The sequence below is a fragment of the Actinoplanes couchii genome (assembly GCF_016862075.1).
In the GTDB taxonomy this organism is placed as follows: Bacteria; Actinomycetota; Actinomycetes; order Mycobacteriales; family Micromonosporaceae; genus Actinoplanes; species Actinoplanes couchii.
Map to the genome: position 1 here is coordinate 1 of NZ_BOMG01000007.1, position 19,512 is coordinate 19,512.

The following is a 19,512-nucleotide window of genomic DNA, read 5'->3' on the forward strand; positions in this document are numbered from 1 at the left end:
ACTGGCTCTGGCACAGGCACCACCGGCGCCGGTACCACCGGCACTGGCTCCGGCACTACCGGCGCTGGCACCACCGGCACCGGCACTACCGGCACTGGAACCATCGGTACTGGCGCCGGAACCACCGGCGGTGGCCTGGCCCGTCTCGCCGGGCCCGAGGCCGCCGAACGGTGGGCCGGCTACCAGCGGGTCCACCTGAAGATCCTCAACCTCGCCGACTCCGGGAAGACCGACGAGGCGGCCCGCCTCCTGACCGGTATCCGGCGCGGGGACGCCGCCTTCGACTTCGCCTGGTTCGACGCCTCGGTGGCGACCGTCGCGGACGAGCGCAAGCGGGATTTCGACCGGGCGCTGCGCGCCGCGGACACCACCTTGACCGGTTCGACGGTGCTGCCCGGCGTGCTCCTCGCGGTCGTCGTCGCTCTCATCCCCTTGGCGGTACGCCGTCGCCTGGCCGAATACCGATGACGCCTCCCTTCCGCACTGTCACCCATCCGGCCCCGGTCTCGCCGACCGTGGTCCCGTCAGCTGTGGTCCCGCCGGCCTCGGTTTTACCGGCCCTGGTGCCACTGGCTGTGGTCCTGCCGGTTCCGGTTCTTCCGTGCCCTGACTCTGCTCCCGTCGCCCTGAAAGGACACTGAAGATGTGGCTGCGCTCACTTGCCGTCGTGGTGCTGCTCGCGACCGCGGGCTGCCAGGCGCCCGAACCCGAGCCGGAGCGGATCGCCTGCGGCTCCGGGCCGGTGACCGGACAGGGATCGTCGGCGCAGACCAACGCCGTCAACGCGTGGATCAAGGCGTACCAGATCGCCTGTCCGGAGGCGACCGTCGAATACGCCAGCATCGGCTCCGGCGCGGGTGTGCGGGCCTTCCTCACCGGGACCGGGGACTTCGCCGGCACCGACACCCCGCTCAGCGCCGCTGACCAGCGCACCGCCGATACCCGCTGCCGAACCGGTCCGGCGGTCCACCTGCCGCTGGTGGCCGGGCCGATCGCGCTCGCCTACAACGTCGCCGGAGTCGACGGGCTGCGTCTGGCGCCGGACACCATCGCCAAGATCTTCAGCGGGGCGATCACCGTCTGGAACGACCCGGCCGTCGCCACCGACAACCCGGGCGTCGCGCTGCCCGCCACCAGGATCCGGGTGGTGCACCGGTCGGACAGTTCCGGCACCACCGCGAACGTCCTCGCCTACCTGGCGGCGGCCGCCCCGTCGGTCTGGACCCGGGGCACCGGCAGCACCTGGCCGGTCAGCGGGGGAGACGGTCAGAAGGGCAGCCACCGGGTGGTGGCCGCGATCGCCCGGACCGAAGGCGCGATCGGGTACGTGGAATCGTCGTACGCCCGCGTCAACGATCTTCCCGGGGTGAAGGTCGGCACCGGCGACGGGCGGTTCACCGACCCGACCGACCAGGCGGCCGGTCTGACCATCGCGGCCGCCCGGACCTCCGGTGAAGCCGGCGATCTGCGGCTGGAGATCGACCACGCCGGGGCGAACGGTGGCGCCTATCCGATCGTGTCGGTCACCTACGAGGTGGTCTGCCAGGGGACGGCGTCCGGGGTGACGCGCAGCTTCCTCGCCTACGCCGCCAGTGAGGTGGGGCAGGAGGCGGCCGCCGGCGCGGGGTTCGCCCCGCTGCCGGCAGCCCTCCGCGAACAGGTGGCCGCGAGTGTGGCGGCCATGGGGTGAGCGTTCCCTCCCCCGGCTACCCGACGGTCACTTCTCCGGGCGCCCGGGCGGCAACTTCTCCGGGTCGCCGGTCGGCTACCTCTCCCGGTTGCCTGTCGGCTACCTCTCCCGGTTGCCTGTCGGCTACCTCTCCCGGTTGCCTGTCGGCTACCTCTTCGGGTTGCCTGTCGGCTACCTCTTCGGGTTGCCTGTCGGCTACCTCTTCGGGTTGCCTGTCGGCTACATCTCCGGGTCGCCGGTCGGCTACTTCTTCGGGTTGCCGTAGTAGGCGCCCGGGCCGTGCTTGCGCTTGAAGTGCCGTTCCTGCAGGTGCTGCGGGGTGGTGGCGGCCGGGTTCAGGGCCAGGGTCTTGAGCGCCATCTCGGCGACCGCCTCCAGGATGATGCCGTGCTCGACCGACTTCATCGGGGTGGCGCCCCAGGTGAACGGGCCGTGGTTGGCGACCAGGGCGGCGGGCATCCCGGCGGCGGCCTCGTCGTCACCGATGCGCTCGACGATGACCCGGCCGGTGTTCAGCTCGTAGTCGGTCTCGCACTCCTCGGGCGTCAGCCCGCGCGTCACCGGAACCGGGCCGTCGAACGTGTCGGCGTGCGTGGTGCCGAGCACCGGCACGTCCAGGTTCGCCTGGGCGAAGGCGACCGCGTTCGTCGAGTGGGTGTGGGTGACCCCGCCGATCGACGGCCACGCCAGATAGAACGCGCGGTGGCTCTCGCTGTCCACCGACGGGCGCAGGTCACCGTCGAGGACCTTGCCGGTCGCCAGGTCGACGGGCACCAGGTCGTCCTCGGTCAGATCGTCATAGGCGACCCCGGACGGCTTGATCACGTAGAGCCCGGCCTCGCGGTCGATGCCGCTGACGTTCCCCCAGGTGAGCTGGGCGAGCCCGGCCGCCGGAATCCTCTGATTGGCCAACAGGACGGCCCGGCGCAGGGCCGGCGAACCGAAAGTCACGACGTCTTCTCCTCGACCGGCGGATGTTAGCGCTCACGATAGCCGAGCACGATCACCACGACACCAGGCCGAAACACCCGGATGTTAGCGGCAACAGGAGAAAACCTACCTCTTCACACGTGCCCGGGTGACGACGCGAACCATGTTACGGAAGCGCCCACCCAGCCCGGCCGCTTTCTCCCGCCCGGCCCAGTCCCGCTCCCGCCCGGCCCAGTCCCGGTCCGCGCCTTCCCGGCCAGGCCTCCCGCTGCCTTCTCCGGCCCGGCGGGCCTTTTCCCCTCCGGCCCGGCCGGTTCCTTCGCCTCCGGCCCGGCGGGCCTTTTCCCCTCCGGCCCGGCGGGCCCCTTCGCCTCCGGCCCGGCGGGCCTTTTCCCCTCCCACCCCTGCCCGGCCGGCCTCGGCGCGGGCGTTGGTGGCGCGAGGGCGTGGGGCGTGGAGGCCGGGGGAGACGTTGCGCGCGGGCTTGCGGGGCGCCGGGATCCGGACCCCGGCTCCGGTCAGCCAGGTGAAGTCGACACCGCCGAGGGTGATGGTGCGATCGGGCGGGCAGATCCCGGAGCGCCGGTCCTCCACCGACTCGGTAGGACCGTAAACGATCATCACACCGGTCCCGTCACCCACCGGACCGACCTCGCCCACCGGACCGACCTCACCCACCGGACCGACTTCACTCACCGCGCCGGCCGCGTTACCGGATGTCGCCCTGGTTCTGCGCGCGGCGCCGGGTGTTCCGCCGGGTTTGCCTGATGTGCCGGGTGTCGCGGTGGTTGCCGGGGGTGGGCCGGTGGTTATCGCCCATGCCTCGCCGTAACCGGGCAGGGTGCTGCCGGGTGTGGTCAGCAGGGTGTCGCGGCCGCGAAGCGGGATCGTCAGCTCGTGACCGTCGGCGTTGCGGATGTGCAGGGTGCCGGAGAGCCGTGGGGCCCTCCGCCGGAACCAGGAGTTCGCCCCGGCGGTCATCGGTCACCGTCCCTTCGAGGTCGCCGGCAGCCCGGCGTGTGTGGCCGGGCCGTCCAGGAACGGTGTGTCGTCGATGAACACCCCTCGGACTGTAGCCGTGTGCCGCCGCCGCGCAACCCTCGGTCACCGGAGCGAGGGCAGATTGGCACCGCCACCCGGCTCGGCCGCCCCCGACCCTCCCGAAGGCCGAGCGACGGCCGACAAATCGGCGATCGGCAAAGCGGCCAACTCCAAGGCCGGCAAGCGGCCAACCTCAAGGACGGCAAGCGGCCAACCTCAAGGACGGCAAGCGGCCGATTCTCGAGGACGGCAGGCGGCGGATCTCAAGGAAGGCAAGCGGCCGATTCTCAAGGACGGCGAGCGGCGGATATCAAGGACGGCAGGCGGCCGATCTCAAGACGGCAGGCGGCCGATCTCAAGAGGGCCGGGGCGGGCCGGCGCTGGCGCGGGCGACGACGCGCGGCGCGACCACCACGTCCTCCGGCGGGCTGGCGCCGTCCGCCACGGCCATGTGGCGTAGCAGCAGGGCCAGGGCGCGCCGCCCCAGTTCGGCGAAGTCCTGGTGGACGGTGGTGAGCGGCGGCAGGAAGTAGCCCGAGTCGGGCATGTCGTCGAATCCGGTGACGCTGACGTCGCCGGGTACCCGCCGCCCGGATTCGTGCATGGCGCGCAGCACGCCGAGGGCGATCCGGTCGTTGGCGCAGAACACGGCGGTGACGGTGGGGTCGGCGGCGAGGCGGCGGCCCTGTTCGTACCCGGCGGCGGCGTCCCACCAGCCGGCGGTGACGGGCGGGACGACGGCGCCTGCCGCGTACAGGGTTTCCCGCCAGCCGTCGACGCGGGACTGTGCCTCGGGCCAGTCGAGCGGCCCGGCCACGTGGTGCACGGTGGCGTGGCCCAGGTCGAGCAGGTGCCGGGTGGCGAGCCGGGCCCCGGCCGCGTTGTCCACCCGTACCGTAGGAAATCCGGCTTGTCCGTCTCCTCCGACGGCGACGCAGGGCATTCCGGTGGGCGCGTGGGTCAGGGCCGTGGTGACCGCGTGTTTGGGCGCGATGGCGATGATCCCGTCGACGCCGTGCTGGACGAGCCGGTCGACGGCTTCCAGGACGGGCCGGTGCGACAGGTCCCGGACGGTGGCGACGCTGACCAGGTATCCGGCGGCGCGGGCGGCGCTCTCGATGCCGTAGAGCATGGATTCGGGCCCGAACAGGGTGGTTTCGAAGCCGACTATCCCGAGGGTGTGCGATTCGCGGGTGGCGAGGGTGCGGGCGGCCAGGTTGCGCCGGTAGTTGAGCGAGCGCATGGCGGCGAGCACCCGTTCGCGGGTCTCGGCCCGGACGTGGGGGTGTTCGTTGATCACCCGCGACACGGTCTGGTGCGAGACGCCGGCCAGTTTGGCCACGTCACGCATGACGCTGCCGCGTTCCCTCCCGGGTTTCGGCCGGGGCGCGAAGGGCGCCGGCTCGGGGTCAGATGTCGCCATTGGACGATTCCTAGCAGCTTCCGTTCGATCACCACGGGTGAGATAGGCCTTCTTGCAACAGATACGAAACGTTGATCGTTATCTCTTGACGGCCGGGTTGAGAACGGTAACACTCACGAAACGCAAGCTGTGACGGCGGTCGCAGTAGGACGCCGATTCCCGCGTGTTTGGGCTGGTAGCCCATAGCGCTGCTTATTTGTGAACGGTAACAGTTCTGGAGGGGTTGTAGTGCGCAGGTCTCTGTCTGTAGCGGTTTTCAGTGGTCTCCTGGCCGTGTCGGCGCTGGCCGGTTGCGGGGGCAGCGACAGCGGCTCCGGTGACAAGGGCGACGACGGCACGATCACTCTCGGTTTCTCCCAGGTGGGTGCCGAGAGTGGCTGGCGTACCGCGAACACCAAGTCGATCCAGGAGTCGGCCGCGGCCGCCGGGATCAAGCTCCAGTTCTCCGACGCGCAGGGCAAGCAGGAGAACCAGATCACCGCGCTGCGGAGCTTCATCACGCAGAAGGTGGACGTGATCGCCTTCTCGCCGGTGGTCACCTCCGGCTGGGACGCGGTGCTGAAGGAGGCCAAGGACGCCGGCATCCCGGTGATCCTGACCGACCGCGCCGTCGACTCGCAGGACGACAGCCTGTACGAGTCGTTCCTCGGCTCGGACTTCAAGGTCGAGGGCCAGAAGGCCGGCGAGTGGCTGCTCAAGGAGTACGAGGGCAAGTCCGAGCCGGTGAACATCGTCGAGCTGCAGGGCACCACCGGTTCGGCTCCGGCCATCGACCGGCAGACCGGCTTCGGTGACGCGATCAAGGCGAACCCGAACTTCAAGATCGTCAAGACCCAGACCGGCGACTTCAAGCGTGCCGACGGCAAGACGGTCATGGAGACCTTCCTGCAGTCCACCCCGGACATCGACGTGCTCTACGCGCACAACGACGACATGGGCCTGGGTGCGATCGAGGCGATCGAGGCGGCCGGCAAGAAGCCCGGCACCGACATCAAGATCATCACCGTCGACGCGGTCAAGGACGGCATGACCGCCCTGGCCGACGGCAAGATCAACTTCATCGTCGAGTGCAGCCCGCTCCTCGGCCCGCAGCTGATGGACATCGCCAAGAAGGTCAACGCCGGCGAGAAGGTGGAGAAGCGGATCCTCACCGAGGAGACCACCTTCACCCAGGAGCAGGCCAAGACCGAGCTCCCGAACCGCAAGTACTGATTCCAGATGCCCCGTAGGTCGCCACGGCTGCAGCCGTGGCGACCTACGGCGCTCGAAACGGAGCCACAATGGGCGAGCAGTCTCCGGTCCTCGAGATGGCCGGGATCCGAAAAGTATTCCCCGGCGTCGTCGCCCTCGACGGCGTCGATTTCCGGTTGTTCCCGGGCGAGGTCCACGCCCTGATGGGTGAGAACGGCGCCGGGAAGTCCACCCTGATCAAGGTGCTGACCGGCGTCTACGAGATCGACGGCGGCGAGATCAAACTGGGCGGCGCGCCGGTCCGGATCTCCGGCCCGCTGCAGGCCCAGCAGGCCGGCGTCAGCACGGTGTACCAGGAGGTCAACCTCTGCACCAACCTCTCGGTCGCGGAGAACATCTTCATCGGCCGGGAGCCCCGGAAGTTCGGCAGGATCCAGTGGGGCAAGATGCGCCGCCGGGCCGCCGAACTGCTCACCCGGCTCGACCTGGACCTCGACGTGTCCGCGCCGCTGAGCAGCTATTCCCTGGCGATTCAGCAGATGGTGGCGATCGCGCGCGCGATCGACATCGAGGCCCGGGTGCTGATCCTCGACGAGCCGACCTCCAGCCTGGACACCTCCGAGGTCGAGCAGCTGTTCCGGATCATGCGCCGGCTCAAGGAGTCCGGCGTGGCGATCCTGTTCGTCTCGCACTTCCTGGACCAGATCTACGAGATCTCCGACCGGCTCACCGTGCTGCGCAACGGCCAGCTGATCGGCGAGTACAAGACCGCCGAGATGCCCCAGGTCCAGCTGGTCGAGAAGATGATCGGCAAGGAGCTGGCCGCGCTGGAGGACCTGGAGGACAAGGCCCAGCGCAACCGGGAACGTGCCGCCGAGGCCAAGCCGGTCCTGGAGGCCAAGGGCCTGGGCCGGACCGGAGCGATCGCCCCGTACGACCTGACCATCCACGCCGGCGAGGTCGTCGGCCTGGCCGGGCTGCTCGGCTCCGGCCGTACCGAACTGGCCCGCCTGCTCTTCGGCGCCGACAAGGCCGACCAGGGCGAGATCCACCTGGACGGGAAACCGGCCACGCTGCGTGACCCGCAGGCAGCCATGAAGCGGGGCATCGCCTTCTCCTCGGAGAACCGGCGCACCGAGGGCATCATCGGCGACCTGAGCGTCCGGGAGAACATCATCCTGGCGCTGCAGGCCTCCCGCGGCTGGACCCGGCCGATCCCGCGCAAGAAGCAGGACGAGATCGTCGACAAGTACATCAAGGCCCTGCAGATCCGCCCGGCCGACCCGGAGCGCCCGGTCCGCAACCTCAGCGGCGGCAACCAGCAGAAGGTGCTGCTCGCCCGGTGGCTGATCACCGAGCCCAAGCTGCTGATCATCGACGAGCCGACCCGGGGCATCGACGTCGGCGCCAAGGCCGAGATCCAGAAGCTGGTCGCCGAACTCTCCGACGGCGGCATGGCGGTCCTGTTCGTCAGCGCCGAGCTGGAGGAGGTCCTCCGCCTCAGCCACAAGATCGAGGTGCTGCGGGACCGGCGCCTGGTCGAGGAGCTGGAGAACACCGCCGGCGTCGACGCCGACCGCATCATGCAGACCATCGCCAGCGGAGCAACGTCATGAACTCCATAGTGAAGAACCGCCTCTTCTGGCCGGCAGTCATCCTCGTGGTGCTGCTGGTCGTCAACGCGTTCACGTCCAACCAGTTCATCACCGTCCAGAACGGCCACCTCTTCGGTTCGCTGATCGACATCCTGCGGGGCAGCTCGGCGCTGATCCTGGTCGCGCTCGGCATGACCCTGGTGATCGCGACCGGCGGCATCGACCTGTCGGTGGGCGCGGTGATGGCCATCTCCGGCGCGGTCGCCTGCCTGCTGATCCAGGACCTGCCGAACCAGAACGCGATCGGCCCGGTCCTCGGGGTCGTCGCCGTGGCCATCGGGGTCTCGCTGGTGATGGGCCTCTGGAACGGTTCCCTGGTGGCGATCATCGGGGTCCAGCCGATCATCGCCACGCTGATCCTGATGGTGGCCGGCCGGGGCATCGCCCAGCTGATCACCGACGGTCAGATCATCAACGTGCAGTCCGGGCCGTACGCCACCATCGCGACCGGGTTCTTCCTCGGCCTGCCGGTGGCGTTCCTGATCGCGGCCGCCGCCGTCGCGCTGATCCTGCTGCTCACCCGGCGTACCGCGCTGGGTCTGCTGCTGGAGTCGGTCGGCGGCAGCCCTACCGCCAGCCGCCTGGCCGGCATCGGCGCCCGCCGCATCACGATCATGGTGTACGTGGTGGCCGGTGGTTTCGCCGGTCTGGCCGGCCTGATCTACAGCGCCAACATCAAGAGCGCCGACAGCATCTCGGCCGGCAACCTGATCGAACTGGACGCCATCCTGGCCGTGGTGATCGGCGGGACCGCCCTGATCGGCGGCCGGTTCTCGATCGCCGGCACGGTGATCGGCGCGATCCTGATCCAGACCCTGTCGGTGACGGTCGTCGCGATCGGCATCCCGCCCGAGGCGAACCTGCTGTTCAAGGCGGTCGTCGTGGTCGCCCTGTGTCTGTCCCAGTCGCCGGACTTCCGCGCCAAGGTGTTCGGCCGTTTCAAGACCCGACAGGCGGTCGCGGCATGACCACAGCATCCATGACACCGGTCACCAAGGGCCCGGAACTCAACAAACGCCGGCGGGTCTACAAGCCGAACGCCAAGTACATCCCGATCCTGGCCACCCTCGGCCTGCTCGCGATCATGTACATCACCGGCATCGCCAACTACGACAACTTCGGCGACCCGAGCGTCTTCGTCAACCTGTTCCGGGACAACGCGGTGCTGCTGGTGGTCGCGGTCGGGATGACCTTCGTGATCATCACGGGTGGCATCGACCTGTCCGTCGGCGCGGTCATCTCGCTGACCACCGTGCTCACCGCGACCCTGCTCAAGGGTGACTGGCCGCCGCTGGTCGTGCTCCCGGCGGTGCTGATCCTGGGCGCCCTGATCGGCGCCGGACAGGGCGCGGTGATCCACTTCTTCAAGGTGGAGCCGTTCATCGCCACCCTGGCCGGGCTGTTCCTGGCCCGCGGGCTGGCGCTCTTCATCAACCAGCAGTCGATCCCGATCCGCAACGAGACGTGGAGTGCGATCTCCGACTACCGGATCGAGCTGGCCGACGGCGTGGTCACCAAGCCGAACGCGATCATCGCGGTGCTCGTGGTGATCATCGCGGCGGCGGTGCTGGCCTGGACCCGGTTCGGCCGCAACGTCTACGCGATCGGCGGCAGCTCCGACTCGGCCCTGCTGATGGGCCTGCCGGTGGGCCGGACCCGGATCGTCGTCTACACCATCAGCGGTTTCTGCGCCGCGCTCGGCGGGGTGCTCTACAGCATCAACTCCACGTCCGGGCACGCCCTGCAGGGCAACGGTTACGAGCTGGACGCGATCGCCGCCTGCGTGATCGGCGGGGTCCTGCTCACCGGCGGCGCCGGTTACGTGTGGGGCACCCTGCTCGGGGTGATGGTGGCCGGCCTGATCACGACGATCATCAACTTCCAGGGCGACCTGAACGCCGCCTGGACCCGGATCGTCGTCGGCGTGCTCCTGTTCGTCTTCATCGTGATGCAGCGCCTGGTCACGAGGAAAGCCAAATGACAGCAAAAAGGGGACACATGAGTAACGGGGAAGTCTGGTTCCTCACCGGAAGCCAGGGACTCTACGGCCCGGAGACGCTCGACCAGGTCGCCGCCCAGTCCCGCGAGATCGCTGCGAAACTGGACGCGCAACTCGACGCCGACGTGGTCTGGCAGCCGGTGCTGACCAGCCCGGAGCAGATCCTGGACGTCTGCCGCCGCGCCTCCTCGACACCCGGCGTGCTCGGTGTGGTCGCCTGGATGCACACGTTCTCCCCGGCGAAGATGTGGATCGCCGGCCTGGACGCGCTGCGTGCCCCGCTGCTGCACCTGCACACCCAGCACAACGTCGAGCTGCCCTGGTCCGAGATCGACATGGACTTCATGAATCTCAACCAGGCCGCGCACGGCGACCGGGAGTTCGGGTTCATCGAGGCCCGGCTCGGGGTGCCGCGCAAGACGGTGGCCGGGCACGTCAGCAACCCGGCCGTGGTGGCCCGGATCGCGACCTGGGTGAAGGCGGCCCGCGGTTACTCGGCGATGCGGAACCTGAAGCTGGCCCGGTTCGGCGACAACATGCGGGACGTCGCGGTCACCGAGGGCGACAAGGTCGAGGCTCAGCTGCGGTTCGGCGTGTCGGTCAACACGTACGGCGTCAATGATCTGGTGTCCGTTGTCGATCAGATCGGCGATGCCGAGATCGACAAGCTGGTCGAGGAGTACCGGGACACCTACGACGTCGTCCCGGAGCTGCTCGGCGACCGGCTCGACTCGCTGCGCTACGGCGCCCGGATCGAACTCGGCCTGCGACAGTTCCTGACCGAGGGCGGTTTCCGGGCGTTCACCTCGAACTTCGAGGACCTCGGCGGCCTGCGCCAGCTCCCCGGCCTGGCGGTCCAGCGGCTGATGGCCGACGGCTACGGCTTCGGCGGCGAAGGCGACTGGAAGACGTCCGTTCTGGTTCACACCCTCAAGGCGATGGCCCCGGGCGGCGGCACGTCGTTCATGGAGGACTACACCTACGACCTCACGCCCGGTAACGAGGTGATCCTCGGCGCCCACATGCTCGAGGTGTGCCCGTCGATCGCCGCCGGCAAGCCGAAGCTGGAGATCCACCCGCTGGGCATCGGCGGCCGCGAGGACCCGGTCCGCCTGGTCTTCGACGCCGCTCCCGGCCCGGCCGTTGTTCTCGGCCTCGCTGACCTGGGCGAACGCTTCCGCCTGGTGGCCAACGAGATCGAGGTGGTCCCGCCGACCGCGCCGTTGCCGAAGCTCCCGGTGGCCCGCGCGGTCTGGAAGCCGGCCCCGTCGCTGTCCACGTCCGCCGAGTGCTGGCTGACCGCCGGCGGCCCGCACCACACGGTCATGTCGTCCGCGGTCGGCACCGAGGAACTGGCCGACCTGGCCGAGATGGTGGGCACCGAACTCCTGGTCATCGACGAGTCGACCACGACCCGCTCGTTCGCCAAGGAGGTCCGCTGGAACCAGGCCTACCACCGCCTGGCCCGGGGATTCGGCCGCTAGACGCACGTCGGCCCCGACCGGTTCGCGCCGGTCGGGGCCACTGCTCTCAAAGCGGATATTTTACGAATTGAGGACAGCTCTGCCGGGTCCGCGCGAGGTTGGCGGCCCGTCCCGGCCGACCCGCGACCGCCGGGCCGGAAGCGGCCCGCGACGGCAGAACCGGAAGCGGCCCGTGACGGTGAGACCGCCGCGTGGTGGGTGCCGAACCGGAATCCACCACGCGGCCCAGGCCTGTCAGACCGACGTCGGAACCGGCTCCTTGCCGGCGGCCGGCTCGATCACCGGGGGCTTGCGCTCCAGGGCGGCGCCCTCCACGTCCAGCTCGGGGAGCCGGCGCAGCCAGGACGGCAGCCACCACGCGGCCCGCCCCATCAGGGCCAGCGCCGCCGGCACCGCGATCATCCGGACGATGAACGCGTCGAAGGCGATACCCACCGCCAGCGCGAACGCGATCGGCTTGATCGTGTCGTTGCCCTCCGGGACGAACGCGGCGAACACCGCGAACATGATGGTCGCCGCCGCGACGACGACCGGCGCCGCCTGCCGGAACCCAGTGACGATGGCGTCCCGCGGGGACGCGCCGTGGGCGTGCGCCTCGTGCATCCGGGACACCAGGAACACCTGGTAGTCCATGGCCAGGCCGAACAGGATGCCGACGATGATGATCGGCGCGAGGCTGAGGATCGGCCCGGTCGAGCCCGCGTTGACCGCGTCGGCGGCCCAGCCCCACTGGAACACCGCGACGGTGGCGCCGAACGCCGCGCCGATGGTCAGCAGGAAGCCGAGCACCCCGACGACCGGCACCAGCAGCGACCGGAACACCAGCACCAGCAGCACGAACGCCAGTCCGACGACGAGCGCCAGGTAGACCGGCAGCGCGTCGTTGAGCTTCTGCGACACGTCGATGCTGACCGCGGTGCTGCCGGTGACGTACACCTCGGCGCCGTCGGCGTCGTCGACCCGGTCCCGGATGTCGTGCACCAGGTCGACGGTCTTCTGGTCGTCCGGCCCGGACGCCGGGATGATCGTGATCAGCGCGGCGGACCCGTCCTGGTTCGGGGTGGCCGGCAGCGCCATCGCCACCCCCTCCAGCCCGGCGACCTGCTTCTGCACCTCGGTGGCGTGGGCGGTGGAGTTCGGGCCGTCGACGAGGATCAGCAGCGGGCTGCTGACGCCGGGACCGAACCGGGCGTCCATGATCGCCTGGGCCGAGGCCTGGGTGCTGCCCTCGGCGGCCCGCTGGACCAGCGTGGTCTGCATCGAGGAGAACGGGATGGCGATCACGCCGAGCAGGGCGACCGCGCCGATCAGGCTGAGCCAGCGCTGCCGGCTGACCATGTTCGCCCAGCCGTGCACGAAGCCCCGGCCCTCGGCGATGTCGGAGGAGGCGAGCGGGACGTCCCGCAGGCGGCGCGGCAGGGCCCGCATGCCGATCCAGCCGAGGATGGCCGGGACCAGGGTGATCGCGACCAGGACGGCGATCACGACGGTGGCCGCGGCGGCGATGCCCATCTCGCTGAGGAACGGGATGCCGACGATCGCGAGTCCGGCCAGGGCGATGACCACGGTCAGGCCGGCCGTGACGACCGCCGCCCCGGCGGTGCCGACGGCCATCGCGGCGGCCGCCTCCACCGGCAGCCCACGGCGCAGCTCGTGCCGGAACCGGGTGACGATGAACAGCGCGTAGTCGATGCCGACCGCCAGACCCAGCATCACCGCCAGGATCGGGGTGGTCGACTGCAGGTCCATGAAACCGGTGAGGGTGATGATCCCGGCCGCGCCGAGGCCGACGCCGACGATCGCGGTCAGCAGGTTCATCCCGGCGGTGACCAGCGAGCCGTAGGTGAGGGCGAGCACGATCAGCGCGATCAGCACACCGATCACCTCGGAGATGCTGCCGCCGAGGTCGGCCGGGTTCTCCAGGGCCTCGCCGCGGGCCTCGACGGTCAGGCCACCGGCGCGGGCCTGGTCCACCGCGTCGATGATCGCCGCACGTTCGTCGTCGGTGACCTCGGACGGCTGCACCGGGTAGGTGACCGAGCTGTACGCCGCCACCTGGTCCGGCGAGACGGTGGGCGCCTGCGGGTCGAGCGGGTTCGACGCGTTCACCACCCCGGGCAGCTCACCGAGGGCGGCGACGGTCTCCGCGATCTTCGCCGCGTTCGCCGGGTCGGTGATCTTCTGCCCGTCCGGGGCCTGGAACACCACCTGCACGGTGGCACCGGACGACGCCTTGCCGAATCTCTCCTCCATCAGGGTCAGCGCGGTGGTCGACTCCTGGCCGGGGATGCTGAACGTGTTGGCGGTGCTCCCGGCCAGAGTCCCGGCCCCGACGCCGACGGCGACCAGGGCCACCAGCCAGGCGATCGTGACGAGGAGCCGGTGCCGGACCGAAGCGAGTCCTAGGCGGTGCAGCAGTGTTGCCATGAGGGGTTCCCTTGTTTCCGTTGGTTCAGTGCCCGAGCGCGTCGAACCCGATCTCGGCGAGGAGAGCGGTCGCGTCGGGCGTGATCTGGTCGCGCAGGGTCACGCTGGCCACGGCGACGGCCCCGAGCGCGGCGGTGACCCGCAGAGCCCGGGTGACGTCGGCGTGCGGATCGTCCCCGAAGGCGGCGGCGATGCTCTCGCCGATGCTCTCCAGGGCGCACCCCATGTCGCTCTCCGGCTCGCTGAGCAGCGACGACAACAGCAGGGCGACGATGCCGGGGCTGCCCACGGCCAGTTCGGCGATGTGGGCGACCACGATCCGGTCACGCTCCGGGCCGGCCGGCAGCTCGGTGACACCGGAACCGGTCTCCCGGATCTGCTCGACGCAGCGCTCGATGACCGCCGCCTGCAGCGCCTCCTTCGTGGGGAAGCGGTGCAGCAGGCCGGTCTTGGAGTAGCCGACCGAGTTCGCGATCCGCTGGATCGAGGTCTCCCGGAAGCCGTGCCGGGCGAAGAGCAGGGCGGCGGCCTCGAGGATCTCGTCGTCGATCTGCTGTTTGGTGGGACGGGGCATGGGACCACCGTAGACCGTTATGGACCAACCTGGTCCGTGAGGGACCGTGGCGGTCCCCACACTGCGAAAGGTTCAGATCTGATTACCCGGCGTGACTGAGGTAAACCCGCAAAAGGTACGGATCCGGCCCGTCGACCGCCCACCCGAAGACCACCGGATCGTCCTCGCACTCCACCAGATAGACCGGCAGCCACACCCGCCGTGGTCGCGGGGCCTCCACCCGCACCGGCACCGCCGGCCCGGTGAAGTCGGCCAGATCGTCACGCTCCAGCAGCCCGGACACCGACCCCGCGGGCAGCTCCGGCGACGCCCCGGCCGGCGCGAACACCGTCCCGTCCGGCAGCGTCAGGGCCGGCCGGTCCAGCCACACCGAGTGGGTGGCGTGCGCGAACGGCACCGGCTCGGCCCGGCTCCCACCGAACCGCAGCGTCATCCGGCGGCCCGGCGACAGCAGATAGCGGCGCCCGTCCGCGACCGACCGCCGGCCCAGCGCGGTCAGCTCCCACCCGCCGTCGCCCGGCCGGACGTGCCCGATCCGCTCCAGGAACCGGGCGGTCCGCTCCACCAGCAGCGGCTCCACCCCGAAGAACCCGGCCAGCTCCGCGGTCCCGGACAGCCCGGCCTCGGCCAGTGCCCGGGTCAGATAACGGTCGAAGACGTCGTACGCGTGCGACTCCCGCACCGTCGCCACCACCTCGACCGCCCACATCGGCAGCAGCAGCGGCACGAACCGCACCGGGCGCACGTTGGGCAGCGCCCCGGCCCGCCGGATCACCTCCCGCATCGGCAGATGTGCCGCCTCGGTCACCAGAGCGTCACCGCCCGGTTCCGTTCCGGCGCCCGCGCCACCACCCGCTCGAACACACTCCCGGTCAGCAGCGCCGCCAGCTCGTCCGGGTCGGCGCCCGCCGGGCAGCGTGCCGCCACCCAGGCCCGCACCACCTCGGTGTCGCGCAACAGCGGCCGCCGGGTCTCGCCGACCAGCACCGCCCGGCGCGCCCGGACCAGCGGCACCAGGGCGGCCGGCACCGGGATCCGGGCCGCGTCCTCCAGCACCAGCAGGTCGAACTCCAGTTCGCCGTACTCCGGGCGGCCCGCGCCCAGGCACGTCGACGCCACCACGTCGGCGTACCGCAGCAGCTCGGGGTGCAGTTGCCGGGTCGGCCGGGCGGCCCGTTGCCGCCACTCCCGCAGCAGCCCGGCCCGGCCGCGCAGCACCGGTTCCCGCGCGGCGCAGTGCTCGGCGAAACCGGCCAGCCCGGCCGGGTCGGCGGTCCACTTCGGCGCCGCGTCCACCCCGTCTAGCAGCCGGGTCAGGTGGTGCGCGGACCGTTCCGCCGACTCCAGGGCACGCAGCGCGGCCAGGTCGGCGAACGCGGCCCGGTCGGCGGCGGCCCGCACGGCACCGTCCTGCTCGACGGCCCGGTCCAGCGAGTGAGCGCTCTCCTCGTACGCCGCAATCGTCTGGTGGAACGCCGACCGGGCGACCGCCGCGACCCGGACCGCATCGCTCAACCGCCGCCGCAGCCCGCCCGTGCTCCACCGGCGCAGCCGGGAACCCTCGGCCCGCCGCAACGCCGCCGTCAGCCGCTCCACCTCGCCGGCCGTGCCGGTGACCACCGCGCCGGCCTCGTCGCGCGCCTGTTCCGCGGCCCGTGCCGCCGCGCCCAGCCGCAGCCGGGTGTCCCGGGTCGTCGCGTCCCGGTGCGCCACCGCCCGCTCGGCCCGCTCGCGCGCCTCGGCCGCCTCGCCGAGCGCCGTGGTCAGCCGCCGCAGCCAGCCCAGCGCCGGGGACGGCTCGCCCAGCCACGGCTCCAGCGCGCGGGCGGCGGCCTGCGACCGGGACAGGACCCGGTGCTGCACCCCGTCGGCCGCGGCGGTGATGCTGCCCGGCCCGGAACCCGCCTGATCGGTGCGGATCACGGTGGCGCCGGGCGGCAGCCGGGACACGATCGCCTCCACCCCCGGCGCGGTCGGCGCGGCGATCAGCACCCGCTCGCCGCGCTCGGCGGCGGCCCGGACGATCTCCAGAACGGTCAGCGTGCGGGTGGTGCCGGGCGGCGAGGCCAGGCAGAACAGGTCCGGCACGGCCAGCGCCCGGCTGACCTCGTCGGCGCCGTCCCGGTCATCGGCTTCGTGGTCACCGAAGTGCTCGGCGAACCGGCCGTCGGCCAGCAGCGACAGCAGCCCCGGATTGGCGGTGGCGCCGGAGCGCAGCCGCAGGATCGCGTCGCGCTGCACCCGCTCGTCGAGCCCGGCGTCCCGCGACGCCGGAACCGGGCCCGGCTCCAGCTCCCGCGCGGCGGCCACGGCCAGTTCCAGGGCGGCGCAGAACCCCTCGTTCCGATTCGACGGATGCTCTAGATCGACAAGGGTCGACGCCATCCGCTCACCATAGTTGTGCCCGGCGGCGGGCATCAAACCACGCAGGGTTGAATGAGGGCCCTGGGCCCTGTCCGAAGATCGGAGACGCCGATGCCGTCCGAGTACGCTGACCTGCTCTTCTCCGGCGGCCCGGTGTTCAGCGCCGGCGACGGCCCGGCCACCTCGGTCGCGGTGCGGGCCGGGCGGATCGCCGCTGTCGGCGACGACCTGCGGGACTGGCGCGGGCCGCGCACCGAGGTCGTCGATCTGGCCGGGCGGCTGCTGTTGCCGGGGTTCCAGGACGCCCACGTGCACGCCGTGGTCGGCGGGGTCGAGCTGAACCAGTGCGACCTGACCGAGACCGTCGACGTCGGCGAGTACCTGCGCCGCATCGCCGGCTACGCCGCGGCCCACCCGGACGCCGAGTGGATCGTCGGCGGCGGCTGGTCGATGGAGAGCTTCCCCGGCGGGGTGCCGGGCCGTGAGCTGCTGGACCGGGTGGTGCCGGACCGGCCGGTCTACCTGATCAACCGGGACCACCACGGCGCCTGGGTGAACAGCCGGGCCCTGGAGCTGGCCGGGATCACCGCGGACACCCCGGACCTGGAGCACGGCCGGATCGACCGGCTGGCCGACGGCTCACCGGCCGGCGCGCTGCAGGAGGGCGCGATGGAGCTGGTCGAGTGCCTGCTGCCGGAGGTCACCACGGCCGACCGGATCGCCGGGCTGCGGCGCGCGCAGACGCTGCTGCACTCGCTGGGAATCACCGCCTGGCAGGACGCGATGGTGTGCGCCACCAACGGCTATCCGGACGTGGCCGACGCCTACCTGGCCGCCGCCGGGGAGGGCTGGCTGACCGCGAGCGTGATCGGGGCGCTCTGGTGGGACCGCGAGCGCGGCGCCGAGCAGATCCCGGAGCTGCTGGCGAAACGGGACCGGTTCACCGTCGGGCGGCTGCGCTGCGACAGCGTGAAGCTGATGCTGGACGGGGTGGCGGAGAACTTCACCGCGGCGATGACCGAGCCGTACAAGGACGCCTGCGGCTGTGTCACCGCCAACCGGGGACTGTCCTTCATCGATCCGGCGGAGCTGCCCGGCTACGTGACGGCGCTGGACGCGCACGGGTTCCAGCCGCACTTCCACGCGCTCGGCGACCGGGCGGCCCGCGACGCGCTGGACGCGGTGGCGGCGGCCCGGGCGGCGAACGGGTTCCGGGACACCCGGCCGCACCTGGCGCACCTGCAGGTGGTGCACCCGGACGACGTGCCGCGGTTCCGGCGGCTGGGCGCGACGGCGAACCTGCAGACCTACTGGGCGTCGCACGAGCCGCAGATGGACGAGCTGACCATCCCGTTCCTGGGGGAGTCGCTGTCTGGGCGGCAGTACCCGTTCGGTGACCTGTGGCGGGCCGGGGCACACCTGGCGGCCGGCAGCGACTGGCCGGTCAGCACCCCCGATCCGTGGCAGGCGATCCACGTCGCGGTGAACCGGGTGCACGACGGCGCGGATCATCAGGCGTTCCTGCCGGAGCAGCGGCTCGGGCTGGCCACCGCGCTGGCGGCCTACACGGCCGGTTCGGCGTACGTGAACCGGCTCGACGACACCGGGACGATCCGCATCGGCAACCGGGCCGACCTGGTGCTGGTGGACCGCGATCCGTTCCTGGCCCCGCCCGCGGAGATCGCGTCCACCCGGGTCGTGTCGACCTGGGTGGACGGAACCCGGGTGTTCTGACCTACTTCTTCTCGTCCGGCTGCTGCTGGTCCTCGTCCTCGTCCTGCTCCTCGTCGGCGGTCTCCGCCTGCGCGTGCCGGGACTGCTGGACCGGCGCCGCCTCGATGACCTCGGCGACCGGCTCCTCCTCGACGTACTCGTTCATCTGCGGGGCGTCCACCCAGAGGGCCCGCAGCTGGCTCTGCATGAACCCGGTGAGGCGCCCGCGGTATTCCCGGTCGAACTGCTCCAGGGCCTCGATCTGCTGCTGCAGGGCCTCCCGCTTGGCGCCGAGGCTGCCGACCACGTCGTCGTACCGCTGCTGGGCCTGGTGCTTGAGCTGCTCGGCTCCGGCGTGCGCGTCGGCGCCGATGGTCTCGGCCCGGGACCGGGCGTCGGCCACGATCTTCTCCGCGGTACGCCGGGCCTCCTCGGCGCGGGCCTGGGCGTCCCGGGCCATCTGCTCGGCGCCGGCGCGGGCCTCGGCGAGCACCCGGTCGGCCTCCCGGCGGACGTTGTTGGCGTGCGCCTGCGCGTCGCGCGCGATCTGCTCGGCGGCGGCCAGCGCGTCCGTCCGGATCTTGTCCGCGTGGTGCTGGGCGCTCGCCACGTGCTCCTCGGCGGTGCGCTGAGCCAGCGCCAGCACCTGCAGAGCCTGGTTCGGCAGGCCTGGGTTGGGGGCGATCACCGAATGCTCCGAGGTCTGACTGTCCGTCCCATTGAGAAGCACTTCGACACGATCCTTATCTACAGGGGTGAGACAGGCACCCGGCCGGGTTCGTCGTGAAGGGTGTGGCCGGAGCGCTGGCCATGATCGGCGGATGCTACCAAGCCGGCGCGGCAGTCTGCGAGAGCGGCAGCGGTGTCCGTACCAACACGCACGGTGCATGACGCGAAATCGGACAAGACTCGCAATAAGCTCATTCGGTCCCCCTCTCCGATCATTCGAGGACGAGCCATGGTTTTACGTCGCACGCTGGCCGCATCAACCGTTCTGAGCTGTTTATTCTCCTCGCTCGCC

General features: G+C 71.1%; 16 protein-coding genes and 1 pseudogene. 9 read left to right on the plus strand and 8 right to left on the minus strand.

The annotated features are described in order from the left end of the window. The 3 genes and pseudogenes from Aco03nite_RS01725 to Aco03nite_RS01735 form a co-directional block, all read left to right on the plus strand. Positions 1-468: pseudogene (locus Aco03nite_RS01725) on the plus strand (hypothetical protein); the annotation flags it as partial. 175 nt (positions 469-643) lie between these two features. After that, positions 644-1,690: a phosphate ABC transporter substrate-binding protein PstS gene (pstS, locus tag Aco03nite_RS01730; protein WP_203792773.1), complete on the plus strand. Its 1,047-nt coding sequence runs from the start codon at positions 644-646 to the stop codon at positions 1,688-1,690. After that, positions 1,671-1,955: a hypothetical protein gene (locus Aco03nite_RS01735; RefSeq protein ID WP_203792774.1), complete on the plus strand. Its 285-nt coding sequence runs from the start codon at positions 1,671-1,673 to the stop codon at positions 1,953-1,955. The genes pstS and Aco03nite_RS01735 overlap by 20 nt, the downstream gene beginning before the upstream one ends. Here the strand turns inward: Aco03nite_RS01735 and araD are convergent. From araD to Aco03nite_RS01750, 3 genes are all read right to left on the minus strand, one after another. Further along, positions 1,934-2,641 carry an L-ribulose-5-phosphate 4-epimerase AraD gene (gene araD, locus Aco03nite_RS01740; protein WP_203792775.1) on the minus strand — a complete coding sequence of 236 codons (708 nt, stop codon included), beginning with the start codon at positions 2,639-2,641 and terminating at the stop codon, positions 1,934-1,936. The genes Aco03nite_RS01735 and araD overlap by 22 nt on opposite strands. A gap of 105 nt (positions 2,642-2,746) precedes the next feature. Further along, positions 2,747-3,601: a hypothetical protein gene (locus Aco03nite_RS01745; protein ID WP_203792843.1), complete on the minus strand. Its 855-nt coding sequence runs from the start codon at positions 3,599-3,601 to the stop codon at positions 2,747-2,749. Between the two features lie 415 nt (positions 3,602-4,016). After that, positions 4,017-5,012 (minus strand): LacI family DNA-binding transcriptional regulator, encoded by a 996-nt coding sequence (locus tag Aco03nite_RS01750; protein WP_203792841.1) that lies wholly within the window; start codon positions 5,010-5,012, stop codon positions 4,017-4,019. A 300-nt stretch (positions 5,013-5,312) separates the two neighbouring features. On the opposite strand from Aco03nite_RS01750, the gene Aco03nite_RS01755 reads away from it, so the two are divergent. The 5 genes from Aco03nite_RS01755 (at position 5,313) to araA (ending at position 11,413) form a co-directional block, all read left to right on the plus strand. Continuing rightward, a complete protein-coding gene (locus Aco03nite_RS01755) occupies positions 5,313-6,296 on the plus strand; it encodes an ABC transporter substrate-binding protein (protein WP_203792776.1) in 984 nt (327 codons plus the stop codon). 68 nt (positions 6,297-6,364) lie between these two features. Next, on the plus strand, positions 6,365-7,891 hold the full coding sequence (locus Aco03nite_RS01760) for a sugar ABC transporter ATP-binding protein (protein WP_203792777.1): 1,527 nt from the start codon (positions 6,365-6,367) through the stop codon (positions 7,889-7,891). Then, positions 7,888-8,898 carry an ABC transporter permease gene (locus tag Aco03nite_RS01765; RefSeq protein WP_203792778.1) on the plus strand — a complete coding sequence of 337 codons (1,011 nt, stop codon included), beginning with the start codon at positions 7,888-7,890 and terminating at the stop codon, positions 8,896-8,898. The genes Aco03nite_RS01760 and Aco03nite_RS01765 overlap by 4 nt, the downstream gene beginning before the upstream one ends. Further along, on the plus strand, positions 8,895-9,911 hold the full coding sequence (yjfF, locus tag Aco03nite_RS01770) for a galactofuranose ABC transporter, permease protein YjfF (RefSeq protein WP_203792779.1): 1,017 nt from the start codon (positions 8,895-8,897) through the stop codon (positions 9,909-9,911). The genes Aco03nite_RS01765 and yjfF overlap by 4 nt, the downstream gene beginning before the upstream one ends. Positions 9,912-9,928: 17 nt before the next feature. Continuing rightward, entirely contained in the window at positions 9,929-11,413 is a 1,485-nt protein-coding gene (gene araA, locus Aco03nite_RS01775) for an L-arabinose isomerase (protein WP_203792780.1), read from the plus strand. A 234-nt stretch (positions 11,414-11,647) separates the two neighbouring features. Here the strand turns inward: araA and Aco03nite_RS01780 are convergent, their stop codons facing one another. From Aco03nite_RS01780 to Aco03nite_RS01795, 4 genes are all read right to left on the minus strand, one after another. Further along, entirely contained in the window at positions 11,648-13,840 is a 2,193-nt protein-coding gene (locus tag Aco03nite_RS01780) for an MMPL family transporter (RefSeq protein ID WP_203792781.1), read from the minus strand. A 25-nt stretch (positions 13,841-13,865) separates the two neighbouring features. Continuing rightward, positions 13,866-14,414 carry a TetR/AcrR family transcriptional regulator gene (locus tag Aco03nite_RS01785; RefSeq protein ID WP_203792782.1) on the minus strand — a complete coding sequence of 183 codons (549 nt, stop codon included), beginning with the start codon at positions 14,412-14,414 and terminating at the stop codon, positions 13,866-13,868. Between the two features lie 82 nt (positions 14,415-14,496). Then, positions 14,497-15,222, minus strand: a complete 726-nt coding sequence (locus tag Aco03nite_RS01790; protein ID WP_203792783.1) for a hypothetical protein — start codon at positions 15,220-15,222, stop codon at positions 14,497-14,499. Continuing rightward, on the minus strand, positions 15,219-16,799 hold the full coding sequence (locus Aco03nite_RS01795; protein ID WP_203792784.1) for an AAA domain-containing protein: 1,581 nt from the start codon (positions 16,797-16,799) through the stop codon (positions 15,219-15,221). The genes Aco03nite_RS01790 and Aco03nite_RS01795 overlap by 4 nt, the downstream gene beginning before the upstream one ends. Before the next feature lie 90 nt (positions 16,800-16,889). Here Aco03nite_RS01795 and Aco03nite_RS01800 point away from each other — a divergent pair, with 90 nt between their 5' ends. Further along, entirely contained in the window at positions 16,890-18,512 is a 1,623-nt protein-coding gene (locus tag Aco03nite_RS01800; RefSeq protein WP_203792785.1) for an amidohydrolase, read from the plus strand. A gap of 1 nt (position 18,513) precedes the next feature. Here the strand turns inward: Aco03nite_RS01800 and Aco03nite_RS01805 are convergent, their stop codons facing one another. After that, the gene (locus Aco03nite_RS01805; RefSeq protein WP_203792786.1) at positions 18,514-19,221 is read right to left on the minus strand and encodes a hypothetical protein; all 708 of its coding nucleotides are present in this window, start codon (positions 19,219-19,221) and stop codon (positions 18,514-18,516) included. Between the last annotated feature and the right edge of the window lie 291 nt (positions 19,222-19,512).

Bases quoted from the DNA above. Each gene is read 5' to 3' on its own strand.
- Aco03nite_RS01750 (WP_203792841.1), bottom strand. From the start codon at position 5,012: ATGCGTGACGTGGCCAAACTGGCCGGCGTCTCGCACCAGACCGTGTCG.
- Aco03nite_RS01780 (WP_203792781.1), bottom strand. From the start codon at position 13,840: ATGGCAACACTGCTGCACCGCCTAGGACTCGCTTCGGTCCGGCACCGG.
- yjfF (WP_203792779.1), top strand. From the start codon at position 8,895: ATGACCACAGCATCCATGACACCGGTCACCAAGGGCCCGGAACTCAAC.
- Aco03nite_RS01765 (WP_203792778.1), top strand. From the start codon at position 7,888: ATGAACTCCATAGTGAAGAACCGCCTCTTCTGGCCGGCAGTCATCCTC.
- Aco03nite_RS01785 (WP_203792782.1), bottom strand. From the start codon at position 14,414: ATGCCCCGTCCCACCAAACAGCAGATCGACGACGAGATCCTCGAGGCC.
- Aco03nite_RS01795 (WP_203792784.1), bottom strand. From the start codon at position 16,799: ATGGCGTCGACCCTTGTCGATCTAGAGCATCCGTCGAATCGGAACGAG.
- pstS (WP_203792773.1), top strand. From the start codon at position 644: ATGTGGCTGCGCTCACTTGCCGTCGTGGTGCTGCTCGCGACCGCGGGC.
- Aco03nite_RS01760 (WP_203792777.1), top strand. From the start codon at position 6,365: ATGGGCGAGCAGTCTCCGGTCCTCGAGATGGCCGGGATCCGAAAAGTA.
- Aco03nite_RS01800 (WP_203792785.1), top strand. From the start codon at position 16,890: ATGCCGTCCGAGTACGCTGACCTGCTCTTCTCCGGCGGCCCGGTGTTC.
- Aco03nite_RS01745 (WP_203792843.1), bottom strand. From the start codon at position 3,601: ATGACCGCCGGGGCGAACTCCTGGTTCCGGCGGAGGGCCCCACGGCTC.
- araA (WP_203792780.1), top strand. From the start codon at position 9,929: ATGAGTAACGGGGAAGTCTGGTTCCTCACCGGAAGCCAGGGACTCTAC.